Here is a 19,536-nt window from a genome sequence, read left to right as displayed (position 1 = left end):
CGCGCGGGCACCTTCCCCGTGCTGCGCGTCAGCAGCAGCAGCAGGAGGAGGAGGACGAGGAGCAGCAGGTGAAGTTCATGCTGGAGGCACCCATCTCCGGCAGCGCGACGCTGTCCGAGATCTCCAGGGTCTCCAGCTCCTCGATGTCGAAGCTGTCGAAGAGCTCGTCGGTGGAGGTGCTCATGGGGGTGTCCCTTCAGGTGATGGCGAAGCCGGCCGGCGGATTGACAGACCGAATGGTTGCCGCACGAACCGGGACCTGCAATCGCCGCCGCCCCGAAACTGACATTTATCACCGGTTCACTTACACGCGTCATCACCGTGCAAAGCGTCCATGGTCGTCCTCTCCGGGGCCGGCCTACGATCTTCCGCCGGGGCCCGGAGAGGCCCCGGCCGAGGCCCTTCGCGGCGTGCGGTGGCGCCCTCCCGGTCCCGGGAGCCCCCGCGCGCCCCCGGCCCGGAAGCGAACCCCGTCGATTGGAGATCACCGATGACCGGTTCGTCGCGAGGGGTCGAGGGCGAGGGGGAGCCGGGCGCGGACGTCCTCGTCGTCGGCTGCGGGCCGGTCGGCCTGGTGCTGTCATCACTGCTGGCCCGCCACGGACTGCGGGTGACCGCCGTCGAGCAGTGGCCCGAACCGTACGCGCTGCCCCGCGCGGTGGCCTTCGACGGCCCGGCCGCGCGCGTACTGGACTCCGCGGGGGTCGCGGACCGCCTCGGCGGGCTCACCGAACCCTCCGAGGACTACCGGATCGTCAACGCCGAGGGGCGTTCCCTGCTGCGCATCCCCCTCCGGCGGCGGGGGCGCCATCTGTGGCCGGACTCCACCTCGGTGTACCAGCCGGGACTCGAGGCGGTCCTGCGTGACCGGGCGGCGGAACTGCCGTCCCTGCGTGTGGTGCGCGGCCGACGGGCGGTGGGGTTGCGTCAGGACGCCGACGGGGTGGTCCTGGAGACCGAGGACGTCGCCACCGGCGATCGACACACCCTGACCGGGGCGTGGCTGGTGGGGTGTGACGGCGCGAACAGCTTCGTGCGGCGGGCCGCCGGCATCACCGGCACCGACGCCGGCTTCTCGCTGGACTGGATGGCGTGCGATGTCGTGCCGCGCGAACCAGGCGCCTTCCCGCCCGCCAACCTCCAGGTGGCCGACCCGGACCGACCCCGGGTGGCCGTGTCGGCCGGTCCCGGACACCGCCGCTGGGAGTTCATGCGGCTGCCGTCCGAGGCGGGGCCGGGCTTCGAGACCGAGGAACACGCCTGGCACCTGCTGTCGCTGTTCGGGGTGTCGCCGCGGAAGGCGGAACTCGTCCGTCACGCGGTCTACACCTTCGACGCCTGGAACGCCGATCGGTGGCGGGTGGGCCGGGTGCTGTTGGCCGGGGACGCCGCCCACCGCATGCCGCCGTTCGCCGGCCAGGGGATGTGCTCGGGCTTCCGGGACGCGGCCAACCTGGCCTGGAAGTTGCGGCTGGTACTGGAGGGCGTGGCCGGCCGGGACCTGTTGGACACCTACGGGGTGGAACGACGGGAGCTGGTGGGGCACACGATCGACCTGTCGGTGCGTCTGGGGCGGATGATCTGCGTGACGGACCCGGAGGAGGCCGCCGCCAGGGATCGGGCGGCGGTGCCGGACCGGGGTCCCGACCACGACCCGGCGGAGGCTCCGGCGGAGGCCCCGGGGGAGGTTCCGACCACGGGGTTCCTGCACCGCACCGGGGACGGGCCCTCCGTCCCGGGGACAGGACGGCTCGCGCCCCAGGGGCGGATCGGCCATCGGGGCCGGACGGGGCGGGCGGACATCGTGTTGGGCGACGGGTTCCGGTTGTTCTCGCGCGGGGAGCCGGCCGAGACCCTCGACCCGCGCCTGCTGGAGGCACTGCGGCACGTCGGCGGGCGCGCGGTGCGGGTGGTCGCCCCCGACGACCCGGCGGCGGACCGACCGACCGGGGATGTGCTCGTCGACCTGGACGGGGTGTACCGGTCGTGGCTGGCGGAACTCGGGGCCGAGGCGGTTCTGGTGCGGCCGGACCACCACGTCTACGGGATCACGCGAGACCCGGGCGGGACGAACGGGCTGCTGGCCGGTTTCGTCGCGCGCCTCGCCCGTTCCCGTCGGGGAGGCGGGGGCGGGGAACCCCGAGGGTGACCCGGACGGTCCGCCGTGACCGGCCCCACCGCCCCGGACCGGAATCGGAGCGGCGGGAGCGCCGCGCCCGGGGAGAGAGGAAGACCCCTCCCCGGGCGCGGCGCTCCGGCACCGGTCAGCGGAACCTGCGCCCCTCGTCCCGACGATAGGCGTAGACCGCCAGAGCGGCCATCGCCAGGGTCCACAGCACGAAGGACGTCAGCGCGACCGCGTCGATCCGGAAATCACCCACCGCGGCCCACATGAGTTCCACTGCGCCGCGCGTGGGCACGTACGGCGCGATGGTTTGGATGAACCCCGGCGCGTCCTCGGGCCCCGAGAGCAGGCCACCGGCGAACGCCAACGGGAAGAAGAGGATCTGGACCACCGCCAGGGCCGCCTTGATCGGCAGCAGGTAGCCGATGGCCAGTCCCATGAACGTGAAGGGCAGGGAAGCCACCACCACCACGGCGATCGCCATGACGAAACGCGCCGGCGTGGTGGTGGCGGGGGTCAGCAGTGCCGCGATGACGACGACGGGAAGGAGGGAGAGCAGCATCATCAGCACCCCCGTGAGGATGCGGCTGGCGAACTGCGGCCCCGGCCCCACGGGCAGGGTGCGGGTGTAGGGCTCCCACGGTTGGGCGCGGTCCTCCGAGACGCCGATGCCGTGGCCGAACAGGTTGCTGATGATGACCGCGAAGATCACCATTGAGGCGGTGGCGAACGTGGCGCCCGCGGGGTCGTCCCCGGTGTTGGGCACGACGAAGAACAGCATGGAGGCCGCGGGGAAGAACGCGGCGCCCAGCATCGCCATGGGGATGCGGCTGACCTGGAGCAGCTGATAACGGGTGTGGACGAGGGTGAGTGACACGCGGCTGTCTCCGGTCAGTTCGCGGACAGGGTGAGGAAGGCTTCTTCGAGGGTGGTGGGTCGCACCTCCAGGCGGGAGAACGCGGCCCCGCGCCCGACCAACTCGCGCACCAGTCGGTCGGCGTCCGAGGTGAGCAGGTGAATGCGGTCCCCCTCGTCCTCCCGGCTGATGACCCCCGGCAACTCCGGCAGGTCGTCGGCGGTCAGGCTCACCCGGTGCACGTCGGCCAGACCGCGAATGGCGTCGATGCTGTCGTCGGCCAGCACCCGGCCCTCCACGACCACCACGACGCGCCGGGCCAGCGCCTCCACCTCCTCCAGGTAATGGCTGGTCAGCACGACGGTGCCGCCGCCCCGGTGGAAGTCCCGGATGCGCTCCCACAGCGTGTGACGGGCCTCGACGTCCAGTCCCGTCGTGGGTTCGTCGAGCACCACCAGTCGGGGGCGGCCCACGAAGGCCAGGGCCACGGCCAGTCGCCGCTTCTGACCACCGGACAGGCCGCCGGTCTGCCGGCGCGCCAGATCCGTCAGTCCGAAACGCTCCAGGAGCTCGTCCCGGTCCTCCGACTCGGGGTAGTGGGCGGCGACGAAGTCGACGACCTCCGAGACCCGCAGGGTGGCCGGGAGGCCGGTCTCCTGCGGGGTCATGCCGATGAACCGGCGGTTGGCCGGCACCCGGGGGTCGCCTCCGAACAGTTCGCACTGCCCGGAGGTGGGCCGCCGCAGTCCCACCAGCAGGTTGAGGAGGGTGGACTTACCGGCCCCGTTGGGACCCAGGAGTCCGATGAGTTCGCCCTCGTTCACCGTCAGGTCGACACGGTCGAGGGCGGTGTGGTCACCGTAGACCCGGGTGAGCCCGCGGGCCCGTATCACCTCCGCCCCCCGCGCCCCGGCGGCATCGGGTCGATCCGCTCGGCTCTCGGTCCCGGTCGTCGGGCCTTCCGTCTTCGCTGCTCCCGGGGTGGGTGTCATCGCTGCTCCTGAGAAGAGGAGAACGCGCCGGTACGGGAACCGGCGTGCTCCGTGGGGCGGGGGGTGGACTCCGATGTATCGGTGCCGCGGGGCGGATCGTCGCCGGGCCGGTGGGTGGGAAGGTGCCCGAGGAGGTCCTCGGGGGCGGGGGTGGGACTGGGAAACATCTGGGCCGATCGCGCGTAGGTTTGCAACTCCTCCGCCATACCCAGTCCGAGCCGGTTGTGCAACATGTGCACGTGGGAGGAGACGAGTTGGCCGGGATGCCCGGGTGAGAGTTCCCGGGCGGCGCGCACCAACGAGACCAGGGCGCGGTACCAGGGGGTCAGGGGACTTCGGTCCCCCGGGTCCCCGGCCGGTGCCGGACGGGGTCGTTCCCGCTCGGCGGTCACCGCCGCCCCACACAGTCGGTCCACCCGGTCGGGCGGGTGGCCCGCGTCGATCACCCGGGAGCGCCAGGCCGCCAGGCCGAAGTGGTGGAAGGCGGCCTCGTCCTCCGGGTCCTCCAGCGCGTGCCCCGCGACCAGCACCGCCCGCAGGGCCAGCCCCGCCCTGGCGCCCGTGGAGGGGGCACGGCGCAGGAACGCCGCGATCAGTTCGCTGGAGAGCCGGAACAGGTGCTCCGAGGCCGGCATCAGCCGCGCCCCTCCGTACCGTTCGAGCTCCGGTTCGTAGACCGCGCGGTGCACACCGGGCGGCAGCATCTCCCGCACACCCGGATCGGAGCCCGGGATCCCCTCCCCGAGGGCCAGGCGGGCGGCGACGGCCCGGTGGGCGTCGGCCCCGATCGGTGTCTCGTCGTCGCGCAGGCGCCCGGCCGCCCCGAGGCCCTCGGTCAGCGCCGCCTCCACCCGCTCGGCCTCCGAGGCGTCGAGATCACCGATCCGCAGCCGCACGTGCGGACCGGCGTGCCAGTAGCGGATGAAGAACCACGGTCGGCCCGGCAGGGTGGCGACGACCGGGGAGACGACCTCCGTCACCACCCTGTCGTGGAGGGAACGCGCGGGCGAAGCGGTGTGCAGGTGCCAGGCCCGCCAGGTCGTGCCCGGCGCGTCCCCGGGGGGTGCCGGAGGAAAATCGTGCGCCACGCTGTCTCTTTTCGTCACGTTTCCTTCACTGCGGTTCATCGCGATTCGTCGCGGTGGTTCACGGTTCGTCCGTGGTGCCGGTGGGAGCGGGGCCGGCCCGGGCCGGGGATGTCCGGTCACATCCGCAGGTCGAGGGCGGGAAGGGTGTGCCGCGGAGTCCCGGTGATGATGGAGAAGACCACCATCTCGTCCGGTTCCAGCCCGAGGATCGACTGGGCGGAATGTTCCCGGAACGCTTTGACGGGGCGGGCGTACAAGCCCGCCGCCGCTGCCGCCAGCGAGACCCCCTGGGCCGCCCAACCTGCGGCGTACTGGGCGGTGTTGAAGGCGCCGGCACCGAACCGGCGGACGAACTCCCGGGGCCGCACGGTCAGAAACCACAGGGCCGTCGCGTGCCGGACGTCGCACCCGCTGGCCGGATTCGCCGGGTACCCGTAGATCTCCTCCATGCGGGTGGCGGCGGTGGGGTCCTCCCGGTGCGGCTCCACCGCCCCCTCCCGCAGCCGGTACACGCCGTCGGCGTGGCCGTCGACCGCCTGGAGCACGCAGGTGACGCGCAGCGCGGCGAGTACCTCGCGCAGCAGGTCGCCCGGTGGCGGCACGGACAGCCAGCGGGCCGCGTCGTGCACGACCTCGGCCGGTACCCGGCGGCGGCGTCCACCGGTTCCGTACATCCCCCGGGGCATCCCGCCGGAGGTACGCCGCCACATCGTCTCGGCCCAGGTCCACGCCCCCTCCGGGGAGGCCGTCGGGACGGTCGTCGTCACGGTGGCCGGCTCCACGGGGGCGCTCTCCTCCTGGGCGCGGTTGATCGTGAGCACCTCGGTCAGCACGGGGTCCTCGGGGAGTTCGACCTCGCTCCGGGTTCCCCCCGGGCCGGTCGAGGGGGGCGACGGGGACGGATCGAGCTCCACCGTCAACGGTAGGGTCCACTCACCGGAGGGAGTCAGTCCGTAGGCCGCCAGCCCGGCCCGGGCCCCCGGACCGGGCAGACCCACCCGGCCCGGCACCCCGAACAGTTCCATGCCCAGGCACAGCTGACGCAGGCCGATGCCCAGTTCCAGGTTGACCAGCGTGCCGCGGAACCACTTGTAGGAGGGGGGCAGGCGGGTGTAGCGGCCCGCGAGCACCACCTCCCGACGGCCGGTGTCCCGCACCGCGTCGGGCAGGGTCGTCAGCCCGTGCCGGTAGGGATCGAACACCCGGCGCCGCGCCCCGTCGTCGACGAGCACGTGCACGGGGAACCTCCCTCGCACCGAGGGCGCGACCCGGTGGTCGTCGAACGGGTTGTTCGGCTCCCGACGCTGCAACCCGAAGCCCGCGACCAGGGCGTGTCCCAGCGGATCGGTCACGGCCACCCCCACCCGACCATGGGGGAAGGAGACCCCTTCCAGCAGCTCACAGGTGCCCCGGGGAAGCGGCACCCGCGGCTCCCCGGCGACCTCGTCCGCCAGTTGCGACGCCACGTCGGTCTCCGACAACGGCTCCTCCGTTCCCACCCCCTCACGGGTCAGGGGCAGATCGACGCCGGTGGCGTGCGCGAACCACCGGGCGTCGCGGGAGAAGATGTCGGCGTCCTCCGGCAGCGGTGGTTCGGCGGTGTGCCGTCGGGTCGCTGAGGTCATGTGGGCTCCCCCTGCCTCATGGGAACGGATGCGGATCGTAGGGGGCCGTGCCGTGCTCCTGCGGGGTGCCGGCCAGCGCCGCGGTCAACCGGGGCAGATTCACCAGCCGTTGCTGGGTGTGGCCGAAGCACATCGGGATGATGCCGGGCACGGCCGCCTTGACTGCCGCCAGTCCGAGATCGGCGTGGTCACGGGTGGTCAGGTCGACCAGCACGACGCGGTCCAGCCCGGCCGCCGCGTACAGCTCCCGGATGTGGTCCAGCGCCCCCCGGACGTGACCGCCCGAGGCGCGGCGCACCCGCTGCGGCCACTCGGGGAACGCCTCCTCCAACGTCATCCGCGGCCCGCCGAGAACGGCGGTCACCCGTTCCAGTTTCTCGGGCAGCGTGTGCAGTCGGATGTGGTCCTCCATGTCCGTGACCAGCCACGGGTCGGCCAGCATCTCCTCGGCCCGCGCCCGGTTCCAGTCCATGCGGTCCGAGACGATCTGCCCCAGTTCCCACAGGGCTCCGCGCACCGCCACGTGCGGGTGGAGACCGGAACCGGCCGAGGCGAACGTGGCTGGGTAGGCGTTCACCTCGTTGACCGCGAGGGCCCACACCACGGGCACGTCGATGTCCCGGGTGGCCCTCAGCAGGTGGACGGTGAAACCGTGCGAGACGATCAGGTCCACCAGTCGCCGGCTCACCGGGTCGGTCACCGAGGAGAGGGTGATCTCCGGCAGGGGCCGGGCCCGGTGCCACCCGAGCAGGAAGGCATCGCGTTCGGCCAGTTCCAGCAGCGAGTGCAGGGCGGCCTCCTCCGGACCGGAGCCCAGGGCACTGCCGCTGGAGGACTCGTGGAAGAGGTGTCGACGGGGCGGGGCACCGGCCCGTCGTGCGGCGTGTCGCGCCCGCCGGTAGCGGTAGTCGTACTGGAAGAACCCGATCTCGGCGGGGACCAGCAGGGCCCGACCGGTGTCCGCGTCGTGACCCCACACCCAGTCCATGGGGGTGTCGGGGGTCATCCGACCGGCCAGACAGGCCGGATGCGCCAGCTGCTCCTCCGTGTACTCCCCGAAGGTCGCCGGGTCCACCGCCACCTCCGCCACCTCGCGGTACGACAGGTCGGTGAGCACCGGCTGTTGGTGGGGAAAGCCCGCCATCCGCTCGTAGGTCTCCAGGACCGCGATCGGTTCGGCGGCGGCGAAGGTTCGGGCGCGGCCGTACCCCATCGCGATGGAGTCGGGCAGCACGGCCTGGCTCATCGCGAACGGCGCGGTCAGCTCCCGCTGCACGGCCAGCACCGGACCGAAGCGGGGGTCCACGACCCGCTCGCGCAGCGTCTCGCGATCCAGCAGCGGGGTGCCCTCGGCCCTGCGCCCCGGGTCCTCCGGGTGCGCGGGGAGCCGGGGGAGCTCCGGGGCGGCCGGGGGGCTGTCCGGATGCGCCTCCCCGGGGACGGAGGAGCACAGCGGGCAGGCGAAGTTGCGCGTCACGCGGTGACGTCGCGACCCCCGCGAGCCGAGGGCGTACAGCCCTCCGGGATCCAGTGTGGCGGGATCCACCCCCCGCAGCAGCGCGGTCACCATCTCCGACAGCAGCGGTCGGCGCGGCACCACCCGTGACACCGGCCGCGCGAGGTCGTCCACCAGCGGGTGCGGGATGGCGGTCCGGGCGCGCACCTCGGCGCAGCCGGCGCAGCCGCCGTCGGTACCCGGCACCCAGCGCGGCCCGATGAACACCTCGTCGTCGTGGAGCCGCACCGAGAGGTGTTCGCGTCCGGCCCCGGCGGCGGCGCGCAGCATGTCGCCCTCCCACCGCGCGTCCCACCCGGTGCCCAGGGAGACCGTGCCGCTCACGGCCCCGAGCAGCGGCCGCAGAACCTCCTCCCAGCGCTCCGGGATCCCGGGGAACGCGTCGGCGAGGGCGGGGGCCACGAACAGCCCGGCCTCCCGGACGGCGGTCACGACCCGGCTCCGGCCACGGTGTGGACCTCGACGCCGCCCCACCACAGGGGCGGCTCGCCGAGCACGGGGTCCCCCGGCCGGGGCACACCCCGGTATTCCACCCCCGTCACCGCGGCGTGCTCGGTGAGCCGCTTGCGCAACTCCGTGAGCACCGCGCCGTCGGCGAAGAGGAGGGCGTCGGTGTGGGCCCCGTCCGGGACCCTCCCCCCGCCGGGCACGGCGTCGGCCCGGAGTCGCGCCAGCAGCGCGGCCAGGGCACCGCCGAGGGCCTCGGTGTCGTTCCGGCCCCAGCTGGGGCCGCCTCCGGCCGAGGGGTCCCCGTCGACCTCCACCCGGGCCAGTCGCCAGTCGAGGGCGGGGTGGTGCAGCAGGGTCACCGTCAGCGGGGTCGCGCCCTCCTCTTCCTCCAGGGCCCTCAGCAGCGGCAGCAGTTCCCGGGGGGCGGGGTCCCCCGGGTTCCACCGACGGGTGGACAGCGGTACGGCCTCCTCGGCGAGCAGCCGCAGCACACCGTCCAGGAGCCAGTGCTCCTCGGTGAGTCCCGCGGCGGCGACGCCCTTCCCCCCGCACCGGGCGCGCAGAGCGGCCAGGGTGACGGCGACGGTGGCGGTCCGCTGATCCCGCGCCCACGCCACGACCGTTCCGGGGCCACCGGGTCGGTCGCCGGACTCCCTCAACGCCAGCGGCAATTGCGGCAGCTCTGCGCCGGGCGTCGGGGCGAACAGGCCCGTCCACCGGGAGGTGAGGGCGGTGACGGCCTCGACCGCGGCGTCGGGGTCGGGCACGGGGTCCGTCCCGATGGTGTGGAGCGTGCGCGGCGCCGTGGATCCCGGGTCGGTGACCGTCGCCACGGCGACCGGGTCCGCCGCCATGGCACTGCCGTGCAGCACGTGCGCCTCGCCGGTGTCACCGGTGGTCAGCGCCTCGAACAGCGTCTGCCCGGCGATCGCGCCGGACAGCGCGTCGGCCGCGGGGTGGGGAAGCGGTTCCTCGTCGCCGGCCCACTCGTCGGCCCGTCGTGCCAGTTCGCGCGGGAGCGGGTGGGGGGCGGTCCCCCGGTGGGGCGGGCCGACGATCACGACCCGTTCCCCGACGCTCACTCGTACCACAGGCGCGTCCGGGACGACCCGGGAGGCGATGCCGTCGGGCAGCTCATCGGGGTCCGTTCCGGCCGGGGGGTGGTACAGCACGGCGTCGATCCGGGCGGGCAGGTCCTCGGGACGGTCCGCCACCGTGGCGCCCAGCCGTTCCGCGGTGGCGGCGACGGCCTCCCGGTCGGCCGCGGCCAGCACGATCCGGGTCACTCCCGCCCGGTGCAGGCCGCGCGCGGCGGGCAGCGTCACCTCCGCGGGCCCGTACAGCAGCACCCGGGCCGCCCTCAGCCGCGCGAAGACCGCGTACGGATCGGCCGCCACGGCCTCGATGTGGGCCAGCGCCTCGGGGTGACGCGCGCGGAGCTCGGCGGAGGGTTCCGGTTCGGTGAACGCCCCCGGGTCCAGGAGCAGATCGCGGCGGGCGAGTTCGGCCGTGATCCTGCGCACCACCGGGCGGGCCCGCTCCGAGCCCAGGGCCGCGACCAGTTCGTCCTCCGTGGCGCCGTCCTCCAGGAGGGGCACGCAGACGTCGAAGACGCCGTACAGCTTCGGCGGGCCGCCGAAGACGAACTGGGTGCGCGGACCGCTGAGGTACACGCCGTTGGGCACCGGCGCGTAGTGGAGATGGGGGCGGGCTCTCATGCTCATATCGGCTTTCCTCCGTACTGGAAGGACCCGTTGGCGGTGCGTCCGATCTCCACCACCCACTCCGCGGCGCGCGGGGCGTCACAGACCCCGGGGAGCGCCTCCTCCACGTATCCGGCCCCCCGCCGCTCCCGCATGCGCGGCAGCACGCGCACGCCCAGTGCGCAGGCCAGATCGACGTACTGCGGTTTGTCCCGGCCGCGTCGATCGTCCCCGTCGCCGCCGGGGGCGCGATCGGTCACGTCGAGCACCGTCTTGAGCACGACCTCCTCGGGCACCCCGTGCCGGGCGCGCCACCGCTGGAGGGCGAGCAAGCGGTCGCGGTCCTCCGGTCCGGTCGCCATCACCGCTTCCAGTTCCTCCCCGCCGTACCAGCGCCGGCGCGCGAGGATCGCGGAGCCCACGGAGAACCGCGGGCAGCGCCGTGTGTCGCGGGTGTCCCCACCGACGGTCGTGTGCCAGTCGTGAACAAGGTCCTCGCGCAACTGTCCTCCGGCGTAGAGCCAGTTGGCCAACCGCAGCGGTGGCGGGTACATCTCGGGATGACCGGTGCCCAGGGTCAGCACGATGACCCGGCGCCCGTCGGTGTCCCTGACGGCCAGTTCGTCGGTGTCCGGGTCGTGCACCAGGCGCAGCGCGTACCAGTCGTCGGGCTCCAGCGCGTCGTCCAGGACCCGGGGGTGGGCGTTGACGTTCAGCCGGTGCAGGCCGGCGTCCTCCACCACGCGGTTCCCGGTGGCGCCGTAGTACCGCGGCAGTCGATCGGCCAGGTGGTCCAGGGCCCGACCGCCGAGCGCGCGGTCCGCTCCGAGGAACCGGCCGTGCAGCATCCCGTGTCCCGCGTAGGCGTCGTTGAAGACCAACTGTTGCCGCCAGGTCTGGACCAGGACGCCGTACGCCAGGGGTTCGCGGCGGAAGCGGTCGGGAATGCCGGCGACGAGGTCGTCCACTCCCGCCGCGGTCCAGGTCAGGTCGCGTCCCTCGGCCCCGGCTGCGGTGAGGTCGGCGCGCAACCGTTCCGTCACCCGCTCGCGCAGGGTGTACAGGCGTTCCAGGGAACCATCGGCGGGTCCGAGGTCGGCCGGCGATTCCGTCTCCAACGCCATGCCCCGGCGGTACACCTCCCGGACGAGGTGGTCGGCGTTCGGGACGAGCGGGATGTCGGCCCCGGCCCCGAAGCGCTCGACGAAGGCGGCCGACAGCAGGGCCCGGACGTCGTGCAGCATGTCGAAGGCCGAGAGCAGCCGCACCCCGGCGGCCAGGTCCTCGAGTTGCGATCGCCATCGCGCGGTCGACACCCGCAGCCCGCTCAGGAGGGTGTCCTCCTCGACGGGGATCTGGGCCGGGCGACGCGCCACACGGCTCAGCTCCATGAGGGATGCGCGCAGGCTCCCCAACTCGACTGTCTGTTCGCCGGGGGACGCGTCGGCGACCCGGGGCAGGGCTTCCGCGATCCGGTGCAGCAGGGGAGCGGCGGGGGACTCCGGGGCTCGCAACAGGTCCGTCCACTCGGCGCCGCCGTCCTCGGGCCGGGCCCGCGTGCAGAGGATTCCCGCGTCCACCGCCTTGCGCACCGCGCCCATCGCCTGCTCCGGGGCGCAACCCGCCCGGGCGGCGAAGTCGGCGACCACGGCGTCGAAGCGGCGCGGTCCCATGGCGGTGACTTCCAGCAGGGCCAGCACCGTGGGGGACAGCGGCGCGGAGAGGCGGCGCATGCCGTCCCCGTCCGGGCGCAGGAAGTACAGGCGGCCGGCGTCGGGGGCGATGTCGGCGGTCGGGGGGAGCTGCACGAGGGTGGCGGGGTCGAGGGTCCGCGGCGGCACCTGGAGACCGCCCATCACGTAGTCGAGCATCGCCCGGTCCAGCCCGGGGAAAGAGGTCATGCCCTCGAACACCGGCGTGTCCGGACCCGGCCCGTCGGTCTCCGGCACGGCGAGTCCGACCGCGGTGAACCGGGTCAGGGGGCTGGTGCGGACCATGGCCCTGGTGACGTACTGGAGCAACCCGCGTTCGGTCTTCCGCAGCCGGGCGGACGGGCCGCCCGGCCGGGCCACGGCGGCCCGGTAGCGCTCGGCCCCCTCGCCCGCCTCCCGGGCCACCAGGGCGAGGGAGCGACGAAGGTCGTCGTCGGCCAGCAGTTCGGCCAGCCGGGTCCGCTCGCGGCCGATGGCCTCCTCGTGGCACTCCGCCACCTGTCGGCGTGCCGTGTCCCGACGCGCGCGGACCTGCCGCCAGTGCTCCACACAAGGGCGCTCGACGATCAGTTCGGCCCGTGGTGTGCGGTCGTTGTGAACGGCCCGCCGCAGGGCGATGAGGCGGCCGCGGAGATCCGGGTCGGTGGTCCCGCCGATCTCCGCGTGCAGCTCGTCGGAGCAGCGCTCCGCGGCTTCCCGCACCCCCCCTTCGGCGTCGTGCAGGGCCCGTACGGCCCGCAGGAGTTCGGGGTCGGCCAGTCGCGTGCGGCGCAGCGGGTTGAGACGGAGCATCCACAGCGGCTCACCGGCCTCATCGGGGTGGCCCTGCCTCCCGGGCTCCGGCTCCGCCCCCGTCACACGGCCTCCTTGGTGTCGCGAGACGCCACCCGCTCGAGGCGTTCGGACCACGGCTCCCCGAGGACCCGGTCGACCAACTCCGCGATGGCGTGACAGAAGTAGTAGCGGTGCATCGGCGGCAGTCCGAGCAGCGGCAGCTGTTGGTAGAAGAGGTTGACGACCAGTCGGTAGGAGGCGAACCACTGCGGGGGGTCGGCGATGACCCCCGAGGCGTCCACCGCGCGGTGGAAGGCGCTCGGCTCGTGATCCGCGGCCCCCCTGCCGCCGGGCGGGCCCATGGTGTCGGTGTCGAACCCCGGCCCGAGCCCGTCGACGACCGCCGGGGTGAGGTCGCCCCGGGCCACCGCGCCGTCGAAGAGTCCCGTGCAGTAGGCGAAGGCTCGCCCCCACTCCGCGGTGCGGGGGTCGGGGCGACCGGCCAGGGCGTTCTCGACCACCGGGAGCAGTCCGGGGGCGTCGTCTTCCAGGCGACGATCGAAAGCCGGACGCGGGTCCTTCCCACCCGCGGTCCAGGCGAGGAAGGCCTCGGCGTGCGAGCGCAATGAGAACACGCCGAAGGCGGCCCCGGCGTGGTGGGCGTCGGCGAGTGCGACGAACGCCTCCGCGACGTGCAGGGTGGCGTCGACCGGTGGGGCCGCGAACGCCTCGACGGTGCGCAGCAACGGTTGGTTGAGCCGGCCCAGGGCGAGGGCCCGCAGGTCGTTCAACGGCGCGGGCCACCCCTTCTCGTCCTCCGCGGACAGGAACTCCAGGGCTCCGTGGTCACGCATCGGCAGGTACGGCGGTGCGACATTCTCCAGGCGGCCGAACTCGCGGGCCCGGTTCAGGTACTCCTCCTCGGTCATGGGCCGGTCACCGGGGGGCCCGGCGTCCAACCGTGAGGCGAGCTCCCGCCAGGGCAGTTCGGAGCCCCGTCCGGGCTGGGCGACGATGTCCACGTGGGGGCCGTGCAGCCACCCCCGACGGATGTGGACGACGCCGGCACCGTGGTCCTCGCGCAGGGCCCGGCAGGCAGGGAGGACGGTCCGGGCGAGCCAGCCGGGGGTGAGGGGGGCACGGGTGTAGAGGCGGAGTCCGGTCACGGCGGACGGATCCGCGGGGACGCCGGCCTCTGAAACGCTAACGGTCACACTGACGCACCTGTTCGTGGCTCGGTGAGAGGAGGTCGGTCATGCGGGCTTCCGCGGCAGATCACCCGGCTGACGTGGGTCATGATGCCCGGGGCGTTCTCGGCCCATCAACGGCCCGTCCGGACTTTGCTGACATGTGTCACGTCCCCCGATGACATCCATCATGGTCCCGTCGGGAGGGCTCCTGGTTAGGCTCGCAACAAGGCCGCCGGAGGAGGGCAATTGAGCGAGACGCAGGGGGTGGGCACCCACCATGACCTGCCGCGCGGCAGCGGCGTGGAGATCTTCGAGGAGCACTACGCGGGCAAGCCCGGCGCCGGGTGGGAGATCGACAGACCGCAGCGGGCGCTGGTGGAGCTCGCCCGCCGGGGCGTGTTCCGCGGACGGGTGCTGGACATCGGCTGCGGCAGCGGTGACAACGCCCTGATGCTCGCGGAGCGGGGGCTGGAGACCACCGGGGTGGACGCGGCTCCCAGTGGCATCGAACTGGCCCGGGAGAAGGCGGCGCGACGCGGCCTCGAGGCCCGTTTCCTGGTGCGGGACGTGCTGCGCCTGAAGGAGTGGGGGGAACGGTTCGACACGGTCCTGGACGTCGGTCTTTTCCACTGTTTCCCGGACGAGGACCGCCCGGCGCTGGTGGAGGGCGTGTCGGCGGTGACGGTCCCGGGGGGGCGCTACGTGCTGATGTGCTTCAGCGACCGGCAACCGGGGACCCGGGGACCGCGCCGGGTGTCGGAGCAGGAGATCCGCACCGCTTTCGCGAGGGGATGGCGCATCGAGGTGTTGCGACCGGTCGAACTGGAGGTGGCGTTCGAGCCCGGCGTGGCCCGGGCCTGGCTGGCCGTCATGACCCGGCGGTGAGCGGAACGTCGTCGTCCCGCTCACCGCGTCCCCCGGTTCAGTCGGTCCAGGGGGTGGCGGCCGGTGGGGGGAACAGCTCGTCCAGGTGTGTCGACACCTCCGCGTCGAGCGGGTCGTCGAGGGCGGTGAGCGCCCGGGTCAGATGGTCGGTCGTGCGCGGACCGATCACGGCGGCGGTGACGCCGGGACGGGAGAGCAACCAGGAATGCGCCACGTCGGCGGGCTCCCTGCCGAGTTCCGCGCAGAACTTCTCGTACGAGGCGATGGTGTCCGTGTGGTGCTCCAGGGCCACCTGCGCCCGGCCCTGGGCGGACTTGACCGCGGTACCCCGACGGAGCTTGGCCAACGCGCCGCCGAGCAGGCCGCCGTGCAACGGCGACCAGGCCAGGACGCCGATGCCGTGGGCGCGGGCGGCGGGGATCAGCTCCATCTCGGCGTGGCGGGTGACGAGGTTGTAGACGCACTGTTCGGAGACGATGCCGAGGAAGTTCCGACGCCCGGCCTCCCCCTGGGCCGCCGCCAGGTGCCAACCGGCGAAGTTGGAGGAGCCGACGTAGCGGATCTTGCCCTGTCGGACGAGGGTTTCCATGGCCTGCCACACCTCCTGCCACGGGGCGGTGCGGTCGATGTGGTGCATCTGGAAGAGGTCGATGCAATCGGTGCGCAGTCGACGCAGGGAGGCCTCGCAGGAGGCGATGATGTGCCGGGCCGACAGGCCCCCGTCGTTGGGCAGGTCCGTCATGGGGTGGAACACCTTCGTGCCCAGGACCACGCGCTCGCGCCTCCCGCCTCCCCGGGCGAACCACTCCCCGATGAGTTCCTCGGTGAATCCCTTGTGAACCTGCCATCCGTAATGGTTGGCGGTGTCGAAGAAATTCACCCCCTCCTCCAGCGCGCGATCCATGAGTGCCAGGCCCTCTTCCCGGGTCGTCCGCACGCCGAGGTTGAGCGTTCCGAGACAAATCGGACTGACCCGCAGGGCGGTGCGCCCAAGATTCACGTAACGCATGACCATTCTCCTCCCGATGTTTCAACCGATGCCACGGGTCCGGGTCGCGATGTTCCCGGTTCGATTTTCCCGATCAGGCCCCGACCAGGCTGCGCAGGCATGCGATGAGACTGCGCGCCTGCACGTTGACATAATGACTGTGGAGCAACAGCCCCGAGAGCTGCGAGAGCGTCATCCAGCGGTAATCGGGGTCACCGTGCGAATCGTGATCGATATCCGTCCGAATGATGAGGTATCGGTTCCTGGCATGGTGGAATCGGCCACCCTCCTCGGAGAGGGTTGCCTCGAAGAGAATATCTTCGCCCGACGCCTCCAGTACATGCTCGAGATATCGAGGAAGCGCCTCGGGGGGAAGGTCCGCGTAATTCTCCGGCGTGCACATCACGGTGGGGCCGAGTTCGACCACGTCGAGATAACCCGGTTCGACACCGGAGTGGACCAGGACGTGCGGAACGCCATTTATCTCCTTGACGAGGAAGGCCACGATCCCGAGCCCGCAGGGCTCTATCATCGGTTGTGACCACTGGCGGACCTCCCGCTCCCCTGCATCGAGAACCCGGACCGCCATCACGCGAAAGAACCGTCCGCTCTCGTGCGCGATCGAGTACTCGTCCCGTCGCCATTTCTCCACGGCGCGCAACGGCATGAGCGTGGCATCGACCCGGTGCCCGGTCCGTGATTCGGTGATCCAACTGAGAATGTCACCGGTGGAGTGCAGGGCGTTCCCCCCGCCGACCGCCGCCGGCGCACGAGTCCCGGAGCCGGCGGCGGGGGAGACTCCCCGAGGGTCCGCCGGATCGGTGAACGGCAGGCAGGACAGCACGGTACGGATGTCCATGTTCAGCAGATCGTCGCAGTTCAGAAGCGCATGAAGCTGCCCGATGGTCAGCCAGGCGAAGCCGTCGACAAGCGGCACGTCACCAGTGGTCTCAACCACCATGTTGCGATTGCGCTTCTGGTAGAACCAGGCCCCCTGCTCCGACTGCAGGACATCCGCCACGACCCGATACGGACCGGTTTCACGGAAATACGAAAGGTAGGGGACGGGGCGCCCACCGTGCACCCGGGTGTAATTGCTCCGAGTGGCCTGAACCGTCGGGGAGATTTGCAGGCCGTTGCTGTTACCCGGCTCCGCCTTCATCTGAACCAGACAGTGCAGAACACCGTTGAAATCCTTGACCAGAAGCCCCAGGATTCCGATCTCCGACTGATTTATGATGGGCTGTGACCAGGCCGGAACCGGCGCCCCCTCCACCAGCACCGACAATCCCTGCACGCGGAAGAACGCACCACTCTCGTGAACCAGGTCCCCGGTTTCGGAATCGGTGCGCCACCCGTCGAGGGAATCCAGGGGGATTCTCTTCACCCGCGCACCGCGAGCTTTCCGTTCCGCGTAACGACGATGAAATTCGTCAAGCGGGACGAGCGCCCCATCGTTCACGACCGAGGCCGACTCCGCAATGCGCGGAGCGATCGGTCGGTCGTCGGCTACACGCGACAACCGAGAGGGCAGGAGCTGGGACATGGAAAACTCCCGGGAGTCGTCCGAGCAGAATGGCCCGACCCTAACCGTTTCCGGCCGCCGCGTCACCGGTCGCCGGGAGGCCGACGCGGCATCCATCCGACGCAACACCAAATGAGAACATGCGGGGTTGCACATGACAAGGCTTGTGTGATGGGGAGTCACCGGCCTTATGATCGTGGTGTGGACGACAGACACACGCTCCCCCATCCGCTCCACGTCGGGCGGCCGAACCTCGGCAGCCGTGATCGCCTGATGGAACGTCTCAACGGCGCGCTCGACCGCTTGTACCTGACGGACGGTCCCCTCGTCCGCGAATTCGAGAATGAGCTGACGGGGATCGCGGCCACACGACACTGTGTGGCGGTCTGCAATGCGACGACCGGTATTCAGATCGCGGCCCGGGCCTCCGGCATCAAGGGGGGCGACGAGGTCATCGTCCCCGCCTTCACCTGGGTGGCCACCCCGCAGGCCCTGGAGTGGATCGGCGTGGTTCCCGTGTTCTGCGACGCCGACGAGGAGACCGGCAACATCGACCCGGCACACGCGGAGCGACTGATCGGCCCGCGCACCCGGGGCATCCTCGGCGTGCACGTCTTCGGCCGCCCCTGCCCGGTGGACGACCTGGAGGAGCTGGCCCGCCGGCACGGGATCACGCTGCTCTTCGACGCCGCGCACGCCCTGGGCTGCACGTACCGCGGCCGGCCCGTCGGTGGCTTCGGCGCGGCCGAGGTGTTCAGCTTCCACGCCACCAAGTTCGTCAACAGCTTCGAGGGCGGCGCGATCGTCACCGACGATCCCGAACTCGCCGAGCGGGCACGCGCCATGCGGAATTTCGGCATCGGCCCCGACGGCACGGTCGGCTCCGGGGGCACCAACGCGAAGATGAACGAGGGTGTCGCCGCCATGGGTCTGACGTCACTGGAGGTCATGGAGGACCTCATGGTCACCAATCGGGAGCACCACCTGCGTTACCGGCAGGGTCTCGCCGGGATCCCCGGGGTCTCGGTCCGACAGCAGGCCCCCGGGGAACGCTCCAACCACCAGTACCTGGTCATCGAGGTCGACGCCGCCCGGGCCGGCATCCATCGGGACGAGTTGCACGCCGCCCTGACGAGCCGCAACGTGCTCTCGCGCCGCTACTTCGCCCCCGCCTGCCACCGGGTGGAGCCCTACCTCGGTGATCCGGCACGCCACGCGCCGTTGCCCCTACCGCGCGCCGAGGCGCTCTCCGAGCGGGTCCTCGCGCTGCCCACCGGCACCGCCGTGTCCGAAACGGACGTCAAGGCCGTCTGCGCCCTCATCCGGGAACTCGTCCCCACCGACGGGGGCGGGTGAGTCCGGTGTACCAGGAGGATTTCGCCGGGATCTACGACCTGGTGTACCGCGCCCACAGGGACTACGCCCGGGAGGCCCGTACCCTCCGCGAACTGGTCCGCGACCGTCGGCCGGGGGCCTCGCGGCTGCTGGACGTGGGGTGCGGCACCGGGGAACACCTGCTGCGGCTGCGCGGGGATTTCGAGGTGGCGGGGGTGGACCTCTCCGTTCCCATGGTGCGCGCGGCCCGGGACAAGTTGGGTCCGGACGTTCCGTTGACCGTCGGCGACATGCGCTCCCTGGCCCTGGGGACGCTTCACGACGTCGTCATCTGCCTGTACAGCGCGATCGGTTACGTCGCGGGCACCGGAGAACTCCGGGCCGCCATCGGGCGCATGGTCGACCACCTGGTTCCCGGCGGCGTCCTGATCGTCGAGCCCTGGATCCTCCGGGAGAACTGGAACGGGGGCGAGCTGGCCCGGGCGTCGTTCGACGGAAACGGCTTCGCCATCTCCCGCATGGGACGGTGGACCACGCGCGAGGGCCGCAGCCGGGTGGACATGCACTACCTCGTGGCCACCGACGACGGGGAGGTGCGCCACTTCATCGATCACCAGGAACTGTGTCTGTTCTCACTCGCCGAATACGAGGCGGCCTTCGCCTCCGCCGGTTGCGCGGTGGAGTACCTGCCGCGGGACTACGGGGACCGAGGCGTCCTCGTCGGCGTGCGGCGTGACACGGACGGGGACGGGGGCGGGGAGGACTGACCTCC

15 protein-coding genes are annotated in these 19,536 nt (G+C 72.1%); 4 read left to right on the top strand and 11 right to left on the bottom strand.

What is annotated here, in order from left to right:
* Positions 1–28: 28 nt before the first annotated feature.
* The gene (locus LZF96_RS10470) at positions 29–184 is read right to left on the bottom strand and encodes a thiazolylpeptide-type bacteriocin (RefSeq protein WP_233869256.1); all 156 of its coding nucleotides are present in this window, start codon (positions 182–184) and stop codon (positions 29–31) included.
* Between the two features lie 306 nt (positions 185–490).
* Between LZF96_RS10470 and LZF96_RS10465 the strand changes: the two genes are divergently transcribed.
* A complete protein-coding gene (locus tag LZF96_RS10465) occupies positions 491–2,149 on the top strand; it encodes a bifunctional 3-(3-hydroxy-phenyl)propionate/3-hydroxycinnamic acid hydroxylase (protein ID WP_233869253.1) in 1,659 nt (552 codons plus the stop codon).
* Positions 2,150–2,264: 115 nt separating this feature from the next.
* Here the strand turns inward: LZF96_RS10465 and LZF96_RS10460 are convergent, their stop codons facing one another.
* The 8 genes from LZF96_RS10460 to LZF96_RS10425 all read right to left on the bottom strand — a co-directional run bounded on the left by LZF96_RS10460 (position 2,265) and on the right by LZF96_RS10425 (position 14,007).
* Complete coding sequence (locus LZF96_RS10460; protein WP_233869251.1) at positions 2,265–3,002, bottom strand: ABC transporter permease; 738 nt, start codon at positions 3,000–3,002, stop codon at positions 2,265–2,267.
* 14 nt (positions 3,003–3,016) lie between these two features.
* Positions 3,017–3,874 carry an ABC transporter ATP-binding protein gene (locus LZF96_RS10455; RefSeq protein ID WP_233869248.1) on the bottom strand — a complete coding sequence of 286 codons (858 nt, stop codon included), beginning with the start codon at positions 3,872–3,874 and terminating at the stop codon, positions 3,017–3,019.
* A 95-nt stretch (positions 3,875–3,969) separates the two neighbouring features.
* Entirely contained in the window at positions 3,970–5,079 is a 1,110-nt protein-coding gene (locus LZF96_RS10450) for a thiopeptide-type bacteriocin biosynthesis protein (protein ID WP_233869245.1), read from the bottom strand.
* A gap of 98 nt (positions 5,080–5,177) precedes the next feature.
* The gene (locus LZF96_RS10445) at positions 5,178–6,686 is read right to left on the bottom strand and encodes a hypothetical protein (RefSeq protein ID WP_233869242.1); all 1,509 of its coding nucleotides are present in this window, start codon (positions 6,684–6,686) and stop codon (positions 5,178–5,180) included.
* Between the two features lie 16 nt (positions 6,687–6,702).
* Positions 6,703–8,634, bottom strand: coding sequence for a TOMM precursor leader peptide-binding protein (locus LZF96_RS10440; RefSeq protein WP_233869238.1), 1,932 nt, complete (start codon positions 8,632–8,634; stop codon positions 6,703–6,705).
* Complete coding sequence (locus LZF96_RS10435; RefSeq protein ID WP_233869233.1) at positions 8,631–10,376, bottom strand: hypothetical protein; 1,746 nt, start codon at positions 10,374–10,376, stop codon at positions 8,631–8,633. The genes LZF96_RS10440 and LZF96_RS10435 overlap by 4 nt, the downstream gene beginning before the upstream one ends.
* Complete coding sequence (locus LZF96_RS10430) at positions 10,373–12,925, bottom strand: lantibiotic dehydratase family protein (RefSeq protein ID WP_233869230.1); 2,553 nt, start codon at positions 12,923–12,925, stop codon at positions 10,373–10,375. Before LZF96_RS10430 ends, LZF96_RS10435 begins: the two co-directional genes overlap by 4 nt.
* The gene (locus LZF96_RS10425) at positions 12,922–14,007 is read right to left on the bottom strand and encodes a hypothetical protein (RefSeq protein WP_233869226.1); all 1,086 of its coding nucleotides are present in this window, start codon (positions 14,005–14,007) and stop codon (positions 12,922–12,924) included. Before LZF96_RS10425 ends, LZF96_RS10430 begins: the two co-directional genes overlap by 4 nt.
* Before the next feature lie 270 nt (positions 14,008–14,277).
* On the opposite strand from LZF96_RS10425, the gene LZF96_RS10420 reads away from it, so the two are divergent.
* Positions 14,278–14,916 carry a class I SAM-dependent methyltransferase gene (locus LZF96_RS10420; protein WP_233869223.1) on the top strand — a complete coding sequence of 213 codons (639 nt, stop codon included), beginning with the start codon at positions 14,278–14,280 and terminating at the stop codon, positions 14,914–14,916.
* A 37-nt stretch (positions 14,917–14,953) separates the two neighbouring features.
* Here LZF96_RS10420 and LZF96_RS10415 read toward each other — a convergent pair whose 3' ends face one another.
* Together LZF96_RS10415 and LZF96_RS10410 are read right to left on the bottom strand one after the other, a co-directional pair.
* Positions 14,954–15,925, bottom strand: a complete 972-nt coding sequence (locus LZF96_RS10415; RefSeq protein ID WP_233869219.1) for an aldo/keto reductase — start codon at positions 15,923–15,925, stop codon at positions 14,954–14,956.
* Between the two features lie 73 nt (positions 15,926–15,998).
* Complete coding sequence (locus LZF96_RS10410; RefSeq protein WP_233869216.1) at positions 15,999–17,450, bottom strand: NDP-hexose 2,3-dehydratase family protein; 1,452 nt, start codon at positions 17,448–17,450, stop codon at positions 15,999–16,001.
* 180 nt (positions 17,451–17,630) lie between these two features.
* Here LZF96_RS10410 and LZF96_RS10405 point away from each other — a divergent pair, with 180 nt between their 5' ends.
* Both LZF96_RS10405 and LZF96_RS10400 read left to right on the top strand, forming a co-directional pair.
* Positions 17,631–18,785, top strand: coding sequence for an aminotransferase class I/II-fold pyridoxal phosphate-dependent enzyme (locus LZF96_RS10405; protein ID WP_233869213.1), 1,155 nt, complete (start codon positions 17,631–17,633; stop codon positions 18,783–18,785).
* A gap of 5 nt (positions 18,786–18,790) precedes the next feature.
* Positions 18,791–19,531: a bifunctional 2-polyprenyl-6-hydroxyphenol methylase/3-demethylubiquinol 3-O-methyltransferase UbiG gene (locus LZF96_RS10400; RefSeq protein ID WP_233869210.1), complete on the top strand. Its 741-nt coding sequence runs from the start codon at positions 18,791–18,793 to the stop codon at positions 19,529–19,531.
* Positions 19,532–19,536 lie beyond the last annotated feature (5 nt).

Source organism: Streptomyces sp. ST2-7A, assembly GCF_021390475.1.
Lineage (GTDB): Bacteria > Actinomycetota > Actinomycetes > Streptomycetales > Streptomycetaceae > Streptomyces.
Note: the sequence above shows the minus strand (reverse complement) of the source record. Positions and strands in the feature narration are given on the sequence as shown.